The sequence below is a fragment of the Xenorhabdus budapestensis genome (genome assembly GCF_002632465.1).
GTDB classification, from domain to species: Bacteria; Pseudomonadota; Gammaproteobacteria; order Enterobacterales; family Enterobacteriaceae; genus Xenorhabdus; species Xenorhabdus budapestensis.
Map to the genome: position 1 here is coordinate 19,764 of NZ_NIBS01000008.1, position 14,110 is coordinate 33,873.

General features: G+C 42.3%; 11 protein-coding genes. 8 read left to right on the forward strand and 3 right to left on the reverse strand.

Going from position 1 to position 14,110, the window contains the following annotated elements:
• The first annotated feature begins 18 nt into the window (after positions 1 to 18).
• From Xbud_RS09220 to Xbud_RS09230, 3 genes are all read left to right on the forward strand, one after another.
• Positions 19 to 897 (forward strand): co-chaperone YbbN, encoded by an 879-nt coding sequence (locus tag Xbud_RS09220; protein ID WP_099135787.1) that lies wholly within the window; start codon positions 19 to 21, stop codon positions 895 to 897.
• Positions 898 to 942: 45 nt separating this feature from the next.
• Positions 943 to 1,863 (forward strand): SPFH domain-containing protein, encoded by a 921-nt coding sequence (locus tag Xbud_RS09225; RefSeq protein ID WP_099135788.1) that lies wholly within the window; start codon positions 943 to 945, stop codon positions 1,861 to 1,863.
• A gap of 63 nt (positions 1,864 to 1,926) precedes the next feature.
• Positions 1,927 to 2,385 (forward strand): NfeD family protein, encoded by a 459-nt coding sequence (locus Xbud_RS09230; RefSeq protein ID WP_099135789.1) that lies wholly within the window; start codon positions 1,927 to 1,929, stop codon positions 2,383 to 2,385.
• Here Xbud_RS09230 and cueR read toward each other — a convergent pair.
• The gene (gene cueR / locus Xbud_RS09235; protein ID WP_099135790.1) at positions 2,376 to 2,780 is read right to left on the reverse strand and encodes a Cu(I)-responsive transcriptional regulator; all 405 of its coding nucleotides are present in this window, start codon (positions 2,778 to 2,780) and stop codon (positions 2,376 to 2,378) included. The two genes, Xbud_RS09230 and cueR, sit on opposite strands and share 10 nt — an antisense overlap.
• Before the next feature lie 86 nt (positions 2,781 to 2,866).
• On the opposite strand from cueR, the gene copA reads away from it, so the two are divergent.
• From copA to ybaK, 3 genes are all read left to right on the forward strand, one after another.
• Positions 2,867 to 5,419, forward strand: a complete 2,553-nt coding sequence (gene copA, locus Xbud_RS09240; protein WP_099135791.1) for a copper-exporting P-type ATPase CopA — start codon at positions 2,867 to 2,869, stop codon at positions 5,417 to 5,419.
• Positions 5,420 to 5,547: 128 nt separating this feature from the next.
• Entirely contained in the window at positions 5,548 to 6,351 is an 804-nt protein-coding gene (locus Xbud_RS09245) for a TraB/GumN family protein (RefSeq protein WP_099135792.1), read from the forward strand.
• 74 nt (positions 6,352 to 6,425) lie between these two features.
• Positions 6,426 to 6,902 carry a Cys-tRNA(Pro)/Cys-tRNA(Cys) deacylase YbaK gene (ybaK, locus tag Xbud_RS09250; RefSeq protein ID WP_099135793.1) on the forward strand — a complete coding sequence of 159 codons (477 nt, stop codon included), beginning with the start codon at positions 6,426 to 6,428 and terminating at the stop codon, positions 6,900 to 6,902.
• Between the two features lie 637 nt (positions 6,903 to 7,539).
• Here ybaK and ushA read toward each other — a convergent pair.
• Positions 7,540 to 9,198 carry a bifunctional UDP-sugar hydrolase/5'-nucleotidase UshA gene (gene ushA, locus Xbud_RS09260; protein ID WP_099135795.1) on the reverse strand — a complete coding sequence of 553 codons (1,659 nt, stop codon included), beginning with the start codon at positions 9,196 to 9,198 and terminating at the stop codon, positions 7,540 to 7,542.
• Between the two features lie 341 nt (positions 9,199 to 9,539).
• Here ushA and Xbud_RS09265 point away from each other — a divergent pair, with 341 nt between their 5' ends.
• Together Xbud_RS09265 and ybaL are read left to right on the forward strand one after the other, a co-directional pair.
• Complete coding sequence (locus tag Xbud_RS09265; protein ID WP_099135796.1) at positions 9,540 to 10,784, forward strand: MFS transporter; 1,245 nt, start codon at positions 9,540 to 9,542, stop codon at positions 10,782 to 10,784.
• A 215-nt stretch (positions 10,785 to 10,999) separates the two neighbouring features.
• Entirely contained in the window at positions 11,000 to 12,712 is a 1,713-nt protein-coding gene (ybaL, locus tag Xbud_RS09270; RefSeq protein ID WP_099135797.1) for a YbaL family putative K(+) efflux transporter, read from the forward strand.
• Positions 12,713 to 12,770: 58 nt separating this feature from the next.
• Here ybaL and Xbud_RS09275 read toward each other — a convergent pair whose 3' ends face one another.
• Entirely contained in the window at positions 12,771 to 14,081 is a 1,311-nt protein-coding gene (locus Xbud_RS09275) for an inosine/guanosine kinase (protein WP_099135798.1), read from the reverse strand.
• Positions 14,082 to 14,110: the final 29 nt, after the last annotated feature.

Sequence of the window (14,110 nt, forward strand, 5' to 3'; positions counted from 1 at the left end):
CTTAAAGAGAGACATCCCATGGAATCGACAATGAATACTAACAGCAACACTGCTCAGATTGTTCACATCAATGAATCTAATATTGCTCCACTTGTTCAGCAGTCCTTAAATCAGCTTGTGGTATTCTATTTCTGGTCACCACAAGATCTCCATTGTCACGAGTTAGAAGTGACTCTTGATAAGCTCGTACATGAATATGCGGGGCAATTTATTCTGGCTAAGGTCAATTGCGATCAATTAAGTCATATCTCTGCACAATTTGGTGTACGTACCGTACCAACAGTGCTTTTTGTACGTGAGGCCCGCCCGGTTCATGGTTTTGAAGGGTTACAGACAGACGAAAACATCAGAAAAATGTTTGCCCAACTTTTGCAGCAACATGAAAAATCGCCGTTGGAACAAGCAAGTGAATTGCTTGCTGAAGGCAAAAATCTGGAAGCCTTACCTTTGTTGAAAGAAGCATATCAGGCAGATCCGCAGGATACTGAACTGGGTTTATTCTTGGCTGAAGTCCATATTTCACTCAATCAGTTAGAAGACGCCCAAAAGATACTGGAAACTATTCCATTGGAAAATCAGGATCAGCGTTATCATGATTTGCTGATGGCCATTGAATCACATAAACAAGCTGCTGATTCACCTGAAATTCAAAAGCTTCTGCAAGAAATGGCAACACAGCCAGAAAATGCAGAACTTGCGATTCAACTGGCATCGAAATTACATGAAGTCGGACGTAATGAAGAAGCCCTTGAACTGCTGTTAGGTTTCCTGAAAAAAGATCTCTCTGCTAGCAATGGAGAAGTGAAAAAAACGTTGATGGATATTATCTCTGCACTCGGAGCCGGAGATGCACTGGCATCTAAATATCGTCGTCAAGTATACTCCTTACTCTATTAATCAGAGATTTTTTGTATTCCATGATTAACTAATAGAGGAATTATTATGGATTTACTCTCTCTTGGGGCTGTCCCCATTCTGATCATTATTGCGGTTGTCATCGTCTTTACTTGTGTGAAAACCGTTCCACAAGGATATCAGTGGACAGTAGAACGTTTCGGCCGCTATACCCGAACATTGACCCCGGGGCTGCATATTCTAATACCATTTATTGATCGTATTGGCCGTAGAATCAATATAATGGAGCAGGTACTGGATATCCCATCGCAAGAAGTTATTTCCCGCGATAACGCCAATGTCACCATTGATGCCGTCTGCTTTATTCAGGTTGTCGACCCGGTACGTGCTGCCTATGAAGTCAGCAATCTTGAACTGTCAATTATTAACCTGACCATGACTAACTTCCGTACTGTTCTGGGTTCAATGGAACTGGACGAAATGTTGTCTCAGCGCGATTCAATCAACAGCCGTTTACTGACAATCGTTGATGAAGCCACTAACCCGTGGGGGGTGAAGATCACCCGTATTGAGATCCGCGATGTACGTCCACCTAAGGAATTGATTTCCGCAATGAATGCTCAAATGAAAGCTGAACGTACCAAACGTGCAGATATTCTTGAAGCAGAAGGTATTCGTCAGGCAGCCATTCTGAAAGCTGAAGGTGAAAAACAGTCTCAGATCCTGAAAGCAGAAGGTGAACGTCAATCAGCATTCCTGCAAGCAGAAGCCCGTGAGCGTGCCGCAGAAGCAGAAGCACGGGCAACAAAAATGGTCTCTGATGCTATTGCTGACGGTGATATGCAAGCGATTAACTACTTTGTCGCTCAGAAATATACCGATGCCCTGACCAGCATTGGCACAGCAAATAACAGCAAAGTGATCATGATGCCGTTGGATGCCAGTAATCTGATGGGTGCTGTAGGAGGCATTGCTGAGTTGATCAATGAAAGCAAGAAGGGCAAGTAGGATATATAACGGCTCGGTATAAACGACCATTTCAGGATAACTACTATTTCAGGATAACTAACTATGATTGAACAGATTGCCACTCAACCAGTCTGGTTTTGGCTCTGTTTTGGTGGGTTACTATTAATTGCAGAGCTGCTGGGAACAGGAGGATATTTGCTGTGGACAGGGAGCGCTGCCGTAATTGTCGCCCTGATCACATGGCTTTTCCCTGAAATGAGCTGGGAGCTGCAAGGCACTCTGTTTGCTGCCTTGACACTACTCTCTGCCATTGCGTGGCGTAGCTGGCTACGTTACCGCCAGCGCAATAGCGATAAGATGCTCAATCAGAAAAATCAGCAGTTAATTGGGCTGCACGCTCGTTTAATCGCAGATACCGAAAATGGCTATGGGCGTATCAAACTGGCTGATGGCAGTTGGCGCATTTATTGTGACAGCGAATTGACTGCCAATACCGAAGTTGAAATCATTGCCGTTGACGGGATCACATTAAAGGTTAAGCCTGTATCTCATCAATCGTGATTGGCATAGCAACCAGATAGTTGTTCAATGATAGGGCAATCTGCCCTATCATCTCCCGGACATTCGGCAGCCAACGCTAATAGCTTTTCCCTGATCTGCTGTAATTTCACAATTTTTTCTTCTATTTCAGCCACTTTTTGTAGTGTCGCTGTTTTCACATCTACACTGTGACGATTGGGATTACGGGATAACCGTAATAACTCCCGGCACTCTTCAATCGTAAACCCTATTTCTCTTGCCTGACGTAAGAGTATCAATTCATCAATATGCTTCTGTTGGTAAAAACGATAGCCATTATCTCCCCGCTCCGGCACAGTAATCAGATCTTTCTCTTCATAAAACCGAATAGCTTTGCTGGTTAAACCAGTCTTACGGGCAATTTCACTGATATTCATATTTTCCCCTTGACCTTCCCCTTGCAGGAAGGTTTAGCCTAAAAGGATAACGATAAGTATATCACTCTGTTTCAGGAGATTTTATTATGTCCACAACAACCATTCTCGCACTTCAGGGCTTGACCTGTATGCACTGTGTCGGCAGTGTCAAAAAGGCACTGGAAAATCTGCCCGGTGTTGAACAAGCAGAAGTCACTCTTGAATACGCTAAAGTGAGCGGCAGTGTAACTCCAGATACATTGATTGCTGCCATTACTGATACGGGTTATCACGCTGAATTAGCAGGGGAAACCTATTTCCCAAAAAATAAGCCGCTGACAACATCTGCCTCAGAATCTACTTCACAAACACCGGAGTTTTTGGCAGCGGCAATAGATCCTACTCCGGATATACGATCCACTTCAAACGACCATGATAGTATCCAGCTTCTATTAGATGGTATGAGCTGTGCTAGTTGTGTCAATAAAGTACAAAAAGCCCTGCAATCTGTTACAGGAGTTGAAAACGCCAAAGTCAACCTTGCAGAGAGAAGTGCATTGGTTACGGGGACAGCATCTCCCAATGCTCTGGTCGATGCTGTTATCAAAGCTGGTTATGGCGCAGAAATCATTCTGGATGAAACCGAGCGCCGGGAACGTCAGCAGCAAATTGCTCAGGCCAATATGCGCCGTTTCCGCTGGCAGTCAGCCCTCGCTCTGGCTGTCGGGGTTCCGGTCATGATTTGGGGCATGATCGGTGACAATATGATGCTCACCCCAGATAACCATACAATTTGGCTGAGCATCGGACTGGTTACTCTTGCCGTCATGATATTTGCTGGCGGACATTTTTATCGCAATGCGTGGCAAAGCCTGAAAAATGGCAGTGCCACAATGGACACATTAGTTGCACTAGGAACGGGGGCCGCATGGCTCTACTCTATCAGCGTTAATTTATGGCCGGATATTTTCCCGCCTCAGGCGCGCCACATTTATTATGAAGCCAGCGCTATGATTATTGGCTTAATTAATCTCGGACACGCCTTAGAGCAACGTGCACGCCAACGCTCCTCAAAAGCGCTTGAGCGATTGTTGGATTTAACACCTCCAACAGCCCGGATCATCATAGAAGGTGGTGAGAAAACCTTGCCATTAGCTGATGTTAAACCTGATATGACATTGCGGCTGGTAACAGGGGATCGAGTTCCCGTGGATGGTGAAATCATCCACGGTACAGTCTGGTTAGATGAAGCGATGCTGACAGGTGAAGCGGTTCCTCAACAAAAATCAATTGGCGATACAGTTCATGCGGGAACTGTAGTACAAGATGGAACTGTACTCTTCAAAGCCTCAGCAGTGGGTAGCCAAACCACTTTGGCAAGAATTATCAAGCTGGTACGTCAGGCACAAAGTAGTAAACCTGAAATCGGCCAATTGGCGGATAAAATATCCTCAATATTTGTACCTGTTGTCGTTGCTATCGCACTAATTGCGGGGGCAATTTGGTTTTTCATCGGCCCGGCTCCCCAAATCATGTACTCACTGGTTATCATCACCACAGTGTTGATTATCGCCTGCCCTTGTGCACTCGGCCTGGCAACACCAATGTCCATCATTTCCGGTGTCGGAAGAGCGGCAGAATTGGGTGTACTGATACGTGATGCTGATGCCCTACAACAAGCCAGCCAGCTCGATACCCTTGTTTTCGATAAAACGGGAACATTGACTGAAGGGATGCCACAGATCACTGAAATTCAAACTTTCAACGGATTCACAGAAGAACAAGTATTACTGTGGGCTGGTGCACTGGAAAGCGGTTCAAATCATCCTTTGGCAAAGGCCATTCTTCTGAAAGTTGAAAGTGAACAAGTTGAAGATCAACAATTACCTGAAGTAACACAATTCCATACTTTAGCCGGAACTGGTGTACGCGGGAATGTTGGTAATACAACACTGTTGTTAGGAAATCTGAACTTACTCGAACAAAATCAAATTGATACAACAGAATTTAAATCACAGGTGGACAAACAGGCAGAAAAAGGTGCTACTCCCGTTATACTGGCAGTCGACGGAAAAGTGGCCGCTCTGTTTTCAATAGGTGACCCACTACGTCAGGATACCGTCTCCGCCCTGCAACGCTTACATCTTCAGGGTTATCGTTTAGTCATGCTGACAGGTGATCATCCTGTAACAGCCAATGCTATAGCCAAAGAGGCTGGTATTGATCAAGTCATAGCAGGAGTGCTACCTGATGGTAAAGCCGCAGCCATTCAGAATCTCCAGTCTGAAGGTAAGAAAGTCGCCATGATTGGTGACGGCATCAATGATGCACCTGCATTGGCACAAGCAGATGTGGGGATTGCCATGGGGAGTGGTAGTGATATCGCCATTGAAACTGCGTCAATTACCCTGATGCAACATAGCCTGCATGGTGTTGCCGACGCAGTTGAATTGTCCAAGGGCACATTGCGTAATATGAAACAAAATTTATTTGGCGCATTCATCTATAATACGCTGGGTATCCCGATTGCAGCAGGTATTCTCTACCCCCTAACCGGAACATTATTGAATCCAGTAATTGCCGGAGCTGCCATGGCTCTCTCTTCAATTACTGTGGTCAGTAATGCCAATCGGTTACTGTACTTTAAAACTAAACGCTGATATTCCACATTAATCATGCAGACATCGAAAAGCTAAACAACGCCGAGTTTAGCTTTTCATTTATCACTTTCTTGTTAACCTTTAACGCGTTAGCATACCCATTCACGCCAATTACCGGAGTATGTAGTATGGGAAAACTAATGACATATCTCAGCAATGTATTAGGCCTGAATTCCCAACGATATTACCCCTATCCTGCTTTTGACGTTACTCTGCCGAAAAATAGACAATTACATATTGTTGGTAGTATCCATATGGGTACAGAAAATATGTATCCACTTTCTGAAATCCTGTTGGAACAACTGGAGCAGTGCGATTCTTTGATTGTCGAAGCAGATATCACCCAATCTGGTTCACCATTCGGAAAAATATTTCCTGAACAGGTCATACTGTCACAACGTTTATCAGCTGAACATTTTGGTGTCTTACAGCAGTACTGCCACGAGATCCAACACCCGGTAGAGTCACTGGATCCATTACCTTCATGGCAAGTAGCCCTGATCCTACAGGCCGCTCAGGCTCAATACTTAGGATTGCGTCCCCAATACGGCATTGATTTTCAACTACTGAGTAGTGCAAGGGCCATTGATAAAAATATTATCGAGCTGGAAGGAACCGATACTCAGGTTAATTTACTCGCCAAACTACCGAATGGTGGCATCTCTCTGCTAGAGGATACTCTGGTTCACTGGCATACTAACGCCCGTGCTTTACAAACAATGATTAGCTGGTGGATGAATTACAAACCAAACCAAACAAATGAAGCATTACCACAGACTTTCTGTGAAGTTATTTACCAGACCTTGATGACTGAACGTAACCGCCAATGGAGTGAACAATTACATGACTTACCCGCAGGAAAATATTTAGTAGCTGTCGGAGCATTACATCTCCATGGTGAAAACAATTTACTGAAACTGTTACAACAATAACCATTACAAGAACAGGAATAAAAACTATTTCTAATAGTTACTATTTATACAGATAATTTTACAGGAAATACGACATGACTCCTGCTGTTACTCTACTGGAAAAACACAAAATTAATTTCAAACTTCATCCTTATGAACATGATGTTAATGAATATAATTTCGGTGATGAAGTGGTTAAAAAACTTGGGTTAGATGCTAAGCAGGTTTTTAAAACCCTCTTAGTTTCATTGAATGGTGATCCTAAAAATTGGGCTGTTGCTGTTACTCCGGTCGCGGGACAACTGGATTTAAAAAAAATCGCCAAAGTATTTAAAGCGAAAAAAGCTGATATGGCTGATCCACAGTTGGCACAAAAAGTGACAGGCTACCTGGTGGGTGGCATCAGCCCATTAGGACAAAAAAAGCGTCTTCCTACTGTCATTGACAGTCAGGCCCAAAGCCTCCCGACTCTGTTTATCTCTGGTGGTAAACGTGGCCTGGATATTGAACTGGCACCGACTGATTTGAGCCAACTACTTAATTGTCCATTTGCTGATATTGCCAAAATTTGAAAACTAATTGTAATTACCACTGAATTTTTCGAGCTGGCTCTGTTTTCTTGAAAACAGGGCCTTGTTCAATTATCTAATGCCGATATACTTCCCATATAGCAAAAACAATATTATTTACCCTTTCAAGTAACTTAATTTTAAATGAAAAAGGGCTAATTTTTGCTTATTTTTCATTGATTTTTAAGGAGCTGAGAGCATATTCATTTTCTATTTCAAAAACAAAAATCAGGAAACTCAATGGCATCAGTAAAAACGCTAATACGATAAAAGTTTACTTAATCGGCCAAATAGCAAAGAACTTTTTATTCAATCAAAAACCAATAAAATTCGAAGATATTTTTCTTTATATAAGGAATATTATTAACACAGCAAAAATTCTAATTGGAGGAAGAGTTATTGCCTTGGAATGTGAAAACAATCCTAAACTCATAGCATTATACTTGAAACATGGATTTAAAAAACTATCGGAAAAAGAAGGAGGAAAAAATTCACTGATAACCATGATATTCAATAATTAGATAACTATTTATTTTCAACCATTCCTATTTTAGCTTATTTATCACCGTTTCCAATAGTAAGTAAAAGACCATCTATCTTACGATGGTCTTTTTTACCAATAATTAATCTTTACCAATTATCATTTGTGAGCAATTTCGCCGTTCGGTTCATAGTCCGCCACTTTCAGCGGAGAGTGTTTCTCAATGTATCCTTTTAATACTTCTGCATCGACAAAACCGGTATTAACATATCCCGGTAAATCATCAACTCGCGGATAGCCGTCACCACCGATAGCATTGAAGTTCAACGTTGCCATCCGGTAAGTTTTATTCAGATCCAGTGGTTTTCCACCAATTTTGACATCACTGATATTTTTACCATCTTTCACAAAACTGACATTGTAGAACTGACCATAAGCACCAGAATCAGCTTCCATATTCGCAGCAGCAGTCAAATAAGGCAGAACTTCACTTCCTTTGAAGTCTACATAAACCAATTGATTAGAAAATGGATGAACTTTTAATACATCTTTATAAGTGATATCCCCAGCTTCAATAGAATCCCGGATCCCTCCTCCACTCATCACAGCAAAATCAGCGTTTGCCCGTTCCATTTGTGCTGCCAGCACGAGGTGAGCCATATTGGTCTGTATAAAACGAACTTTGCTGCGATCGCCCTCCAATTGACCGTCAACAGATCCAATTTTGACACCTAATTTCTGATCCCCTTTATCCTGATAAGGTGTCAACAATTTCAGCATTTCAGAGTTTTGAGGAATTTGGTGAGTGTAGTAAACACGCTCTGTGCTCCCGTCTTCTTTTTTGACCCTTTTATTTAAATTGATGGGAATCAATTGATAGTGAACTAGCTTAAATTCACCATTGCGAAACTGGAAATCAGCCCGACCAACATATTTTCCCCACTCATGTGCCTGAACAATCCATGTCCCATTTTGACGATCCGGAGAACAAGGAGTTCCAGGGACATAATTCACCTGTTTATAGTTTTTATTTTCCGCAGACATACAAACCGGATCTTGTGAATGTCCACCCACAATCATATTTAAATAACCAGCAGGTAAACTACGTGCCATTTCCACATCACCAGGCGCATTCGTGCCATGATGACCGTCGTCGTAGTGCCCCATGTGGGTTGCTGCAATAATGACATCCGGCTTTTCACTCTTCTTCAGTTCATCAATGACTTTTTTTGCTTCTTCGGCAGGTATACGGAATTCCACATCAGGGAAATTAGCCGGATTACCTATTTTAGCTGTATCATCAGTAGTTAAACCAATAACCGCAATCTTCACAGCTTGCTTATCGAATATCACATATGGCTTAAATAAGCGCTTGCCGGTACTGGTTTGATAAATATTCGCTGACAAGAATGGGAAAGTCGCCCATTTTCCCTGTTGATAGAGCACATTCAAAGGTTTATCGAATTCATGGTTTCCCAACGCCATCGCGTCATAACCCACTAGATTCATTCCTTTAAAATCCGGCTCAGCATCCTGCATATCCGATTCAGGAACACCAGTGTTGATATCCCCGCCAGATAACAACAATACACTGCCGCCTTTTTTAGCAACTTCCTGACGGATAGAATCCACTACGGTTTTTTGAGCTGCCAGACCATACTCTCCATGATCATTCTGCCAAAAGTGACCATGATGATCATTGGTATGCAGGATTGTAATATCGTACGTTTTATCCTTTTCCCAAGCAGATGCGATCATCGGTGACAATGACAGAGAAACAACTAGGGCACATACTGACGCTTTAAATGAAAATTTCATCGGGTATCTCCATGTTCCTTAAATAAATCTGTTATTAGTTTTCAAGAATGTTGAAACCTACCCCGTTTAAGGCATGTTACTTTTTTATAACAAGAAACCTTACTAGAATAAGTACATATTCACCACAGAATGGAATAACGACACGACGTTAGACACGGTGTTTTTTCGATCAAGATTACATAATCAGGCTATTAAATAGAGTGTTATTTCATTTTTTTGCGATAAGCATCAAATTATATCAAGATAAGCGAAGATTTTATTAGGAAGTTAATATGTATTAAGGCGTAACAATTAAATGACAATTCAACACCACCACAACGTAGGTGAGACTGGGTGAAATAATGAACAAAATTAGGCAAAATAAGACTATCTTATTATCAGATCCGCGGAAAAAAACACAGGGAACTGCTTTCTCAATACTGGGTGCGATCAGCTTATCTCATCTCCTGAATGATATGATCCAATCGCTCATTTTAGCAATTTACCCACTATTGCAGTCTGAATTTACCCTTAGCTTTATCCAGATCGGAATGATCACTCTGACTTATCAGGTTACTGCATCCTTACTACAACCTCTCATCGGCTTATATACAGATAAACACCCTCAACCTTACTCACTCCCTATCGGGATGGGGTTTACGCTATCCGGATTACTTTTATTAGCCTACGCAGACAGTTTTCCTATTATATTATTGGCCGCGGCACTAGTCGGCACAGGTTCATCTGTTTTTCATCCTGAATCATCACGGGTTGCTCGAATGGCTTCGGGTGGCCGTCTTGGATTAGCTCAATCCTTATTTCAGGTAGGTGGAAATCTGGGCAGTGCACTTGGCCCTCTGTTAGCGGCTATCATCATAGCACCTTATGGTAAAGGCAATGTGGGGTGGTTTTCTCTGGCGGCCCTGTTGGCTATCATCATTTTGTTACAAGTCAGTCAGTGGTACAAAATGCAGTACCATGCCACTTCACGCCATATATCCAATACGCTCCCCCATCCCCGCCTCTCTAAAAAAATTATTATCCGTTCATTCATCATTCTTCTGGTACTAATTTTCTCAAAGTATTTCTATCTCACCAGTATCAGCAGTTATTACACCTTTTACCTGATCCAAAAATTCGGTATTTCCGTACAAAGTGCGCAGATTCATCTCTTTGTATTTTTGTTTGCTGTGGCTACAGGCACGATTATTGGTGGCCCAATCGGTGATAAGATTGGCCGTAAATATGTCATCTGGGGATCTATCCTGGGCGTTGCCCCTTTTACTCTGTTATTACCTTATGTATCGCTATTCTGGACAGGTGCTCTCAGCGTTATTATCGGTCTGATACTGGCATCTGCATTTTCTGCCATTCTGGTCTATGCACAAGAATTGATCCCCGGCAAAACAGGCATGGTTGCGGGCTTATTCTTTGGGCTGGCATTTGGTATGGGAGGCATCGGTGCAGCAGTACTTGGCTATGTAGCAGATAAAACCAACATAGAATCAGTTTACAAAATTTGTGCTTTTTTACCACTTCTTGGTATTTTTACCCTATTCTTGCCAAATATAGAAAAGAAGAATGAGAAAAATAGTACAAGATACTAAAAAATATTATTTTCTTAATATCACTTCTCTTTGTAAACATGAGTAAATAATGAAAAGATCTACATAAAATACCATTACAATAATATTTATGTAGATCGCCTGCATTTCCATATAAAAGAATATTTTTCAAGCAATTACCTTAAATTATTTGTAAAATAAATTATTACCTCACCTAATAATACAATCTATAACAATCTAACCTAGAAGGAGCCTTGATGGAGCATTCGACACCTCTAATCACGACTATTGTTGGCGGTTTTCTTCTCGCCTATCTGCTCGGTATGTTTGCACAGCGCCTGAGAATCTCGCCTTTAGTAGGCTATCTTATGGCAGGTGTACTCGCCGGACCTTTTACACCTGGTTTTGTTGCCGATACTTCTCTGGCACCCGAACTTTCAGAAATTGGCGTGATCTTACTGATGTTTGGTGTCGGCCTGCATTTTTCACTCAAAGACTTATTAGCCGTAAAATCAATTGCAATCCCAGGTGCTATTGCACAGATAGCCGTTGCAACCGTTCTGGGAGTCGGCTTATCAAAACTACTTGGCTGGGGATTATTCAGTGGGATTGTCTTTGGCCTCTGCCTGTCAACCGCCAGTACCGTAGTGCTTCTCAGAGCACTGGAAGAGCGTCAACTCATTGATAGCCAACGAGGTCAGATTGCGATTGGCTGGTTAATTGTTGAAGATCTGGCAATGGTACTAACTCTGGTATTACTACCCGCATCTGCTGGTATCTTAGATAATCAGAATGCAGATATAGGTCAGTTACTGCTCGGACTGGCTATTACAATTGGCAAAGTTGTCGCCTTTATTTTATTGATGATTTTCGTCGGCCGCCGTCTTATCCCCTGGCTTTTAGCGAGAACAGCCGGTACAGGCTCCCGTGAATTATTTACCCTTGCAGTCCTTACCATCGCATTAGGGGTCGCCTATGGTGCCGTGACACTGTTTGATGTCTCATTTGCATTAGGAGCATTTTTTGCCGGCATGGTGCTGAATGAATCAGAATTGAGTCATCGTGCGGCACAAGATACTTTGCCTCTCAGAGACGCTTTTGCAGTTCTATTCTTTGTGTCCGTAGGCATGTTGTTTGACCCAATGATCCTATTACAACAGCCAATTGCCATTTTAGGAACCCTTGCCATTATCATTATTGGCAAATCAGCCGCCGCTATGTTGTTGGTCAAGATCTTTGGTCATTCGCGACGTACTGCGCTGACAATTTCCGTCAGCCTGGCCCAAATTGGCGAGTTTGCCTTTATTCTGGCAGGGCTCGGAGTAACTTTAGGCATGTTGGATGAAGATGCTCGTAATCTTATACTTGCAGGAGCCATTCTTTCTATTATGTTGAATCCAGTTTTATTCAGCCTGCTGGATCGCTATCTGGAAAAAACAGAAACCATTGAAGAGCAGCTGTTGGAAGAAACATTAGAAGAAGAAACTCAGATCCCTGTCAATATTTGTGGTCATGCCATTGTCGTGGGATATGGCCGGGTTGGTCGTCTGCTTTGCCAATATCTGCAAGAAAGAAATTTTCCCTTGGTAGCCATTGAAGATACACGTGCCGGATTTGAAGAGTTAGGAGAAGCTGGCATCAGTGCCGTAATGGGTAATGCGGCCAAAAAAGATATCATGACATTAGCAAGACTGGATTGCGCTTGTACACTATTCCTGACCATTCCAAATGGTTATGAAGCGGGTAAAATTGTCGAAAATGCGCGGGAAATGAGACCAGATATCAATATCATCGTCCGTGCTCATTATGACGATGAAGTCACTTACATTACAGAACGCGGTGCCAATCACATCATTATTGGTGAACATGAAATCGCCAAAACTATGGCTAATGTACTAACGGAAGATGATGCAGGTTGCCCAATAACTCCACCATCATCACTTTCACCAACCAATCCATCAGCAGCATAATTATTAGCAATATGGAGTATCCCGGTAAAATTAATGGGATACTCCTGAGCAATAATTATTAACGTTCCCAGTATGCTTCTTCGAGACTATCTTCTTTTTCTGGTAATCCACGAGTCAAGCGCGGAGCATGCTGGCTCAATACCTGATAACTCACTCTATTCGCATACTTACATACCTGAGCCAAAGAAGAATATGTCAAATAAGAGCGCATATGTTTGCTGGAATTAGGAACATTCATGCGGTGATAACTATTGGCCGTAATATCATGCAGCAATGCAGACAATGCACCATCTCCTGCTCCATTAGTGTTCATAATCTTCTCAGGCCCTCCCATATATGGCTCAATATGAGAATAGACCCGCATTGGACTCTGACAATCAGCCTGACGCATCGCGCGGCTAAACTCAAAACGATTGAATTCAGCAATTGCACCCGGCAATAATGGATGTGAAGTCTGACGTTTATGCTCTTCTTCAGTGTAACCCGCCATATATAATCCAGCTGGCCCGGCAGTACACAATACGAGATCCACCCAATTCAAAACCATATCTGCCGCCAGCAGAGGATCACTAAAACCAGTCAGTTCCTGAGCTTCATCCTCATTCATAGCTACTACAGAAACGTGCTCTGCCAGAAAATCACGCCACCATTGAGGATCATCAGCAATGACGTATTTAGTTCCTAATGTCAGTACAACAGGGACATTATGCTTTTTCGCATATTCGATAGCTTTCATCGTCGCTTCCGGCATAGGTTCACCTGGCTTACAACGTACCAAATAGGCTGTAATTATCAATGCCGATGCTTCCGCAATAATATGTTCAGGAATATTTTCTGGACTGAGTTGATTCATTAATCCTGGGCTGATAGCGAATGTTCTTTCACCATTTTCAGTTATCAAAGTGAAACAACGGCCAATTGGACCATTAACCCCCTGAAGATGATTTAAATCCATACGGCTGGAAGTATTGCAGAGATAACAATAGGCGTAACTGCCAATTTGGATGTTATTGCACATAGTGCCAAGTAATACGGATTTGTCATCAGCTAAAACAGAGTAATTGTGCAAAGTATTACCGATAGTTCCACCTGCAAACTGATGGTTGATCAAGTTATTTTCTGCTAACTCATTATAGAGTGCCTCAGCCACATCATCCTCAATAACTAATGAATGCCCTTGGCTCAGGTTATAGCGTTGAATAAAACTTTCATCTACTTTCGCTTCAATATCTACCAATATTTGGTCAATACCAACAACATAGGCCCGATTATTTTCAGTATCCATCATCTCTTTGATGGGCTGGAGTAGAGGATCTCTGAGGCTGACAGGAAAATAGTGTTTAGATTTACGCTTACCGGGGAATTTCATAATTGATTGCTGCTATAGAGCCAAAACAT

What these genes read in the sequence shown, in the direction of transcription:
- Xbud_RS09220 (WP_099135787.1), top strand. Translation starts at nt 19, where the DNA reads ATGGAATCGACAATGAATACTAACAGCAACACTGCTCAGATTGTTCAC.
- Xbud_RS09225 (WP_099135788.1), top strand. Translation starts at nt 943, where the DNA reads ATGGATTTACTCTCTCTTGGGGCTGTCCCCATTCTGATCATTATTGCG.
- Xbud_RS09230 (WP_099135789.1), top strand. Translation starts at nt 1,927, where the DNA reads ATGATTGAACAGATTGCCACTCAACCAGTCTGGTTTTGGCTCTGTTTT.
- cueR (WP_099135790.1), bottom strand. Translation starts at nt 2,780, where the DNA reads ATGAATATCAGTGAAATTGCCCGTAAGACTGGTTTAACCAGCAAAGCT.
- copA (WP_099135791.1), top strand. Translation starts at nt 2,867, where the DNA reads ATGTCCACAACAACCATTCTCGCACTTCAGGGCTTGACCTGTATGCAC.
- Xbud_RS09245 (WP_099135792.1), top strand. Translation starts at nt 5,548, where the DNA reads ATGGGAAAACTAATGACATATCTCAGCAATGTATTAGGCCTGAATTCC.
- ybaK (WP_099135793.1), top strand. Translation starts at nt 6,426, where the DNA reads ATGACTCCTGCTGTTACTCTACTGGAAAAACACAAAATTAATTTCAAA.
- ushA (WP_099135795.1), bottom strand. Translation starts at nt 9,198, where the DNA reads ATGAAATTTTCATTTAAAGCGTCAGTATGTGCCCTAGTTGTTTCTCTG.
- Xbud_RS09265 (WP_099135796.1), top strand. Translation starts at nt 9,540, where the DNA reads ATGAACAAAATTAGGCAAAATAAGACTATCTTATTATCAGATCCGCGG.
- ybaL (WP_099135797.1), top strand. Translation starts at nt 11,000, where the DNA reads ATGGAGCATTCGACACCTCTAATCACGACTATTGTTGGCGGTTTTCTT.
- Xbud_RS09275 (WP_099135798.1), bottom strand. Translation starts at nt 14,081, where the DNA reads ATGAAATTCCCCGGTAAGCGTAAATCTAAACACTATTTTCCTGTCAGC.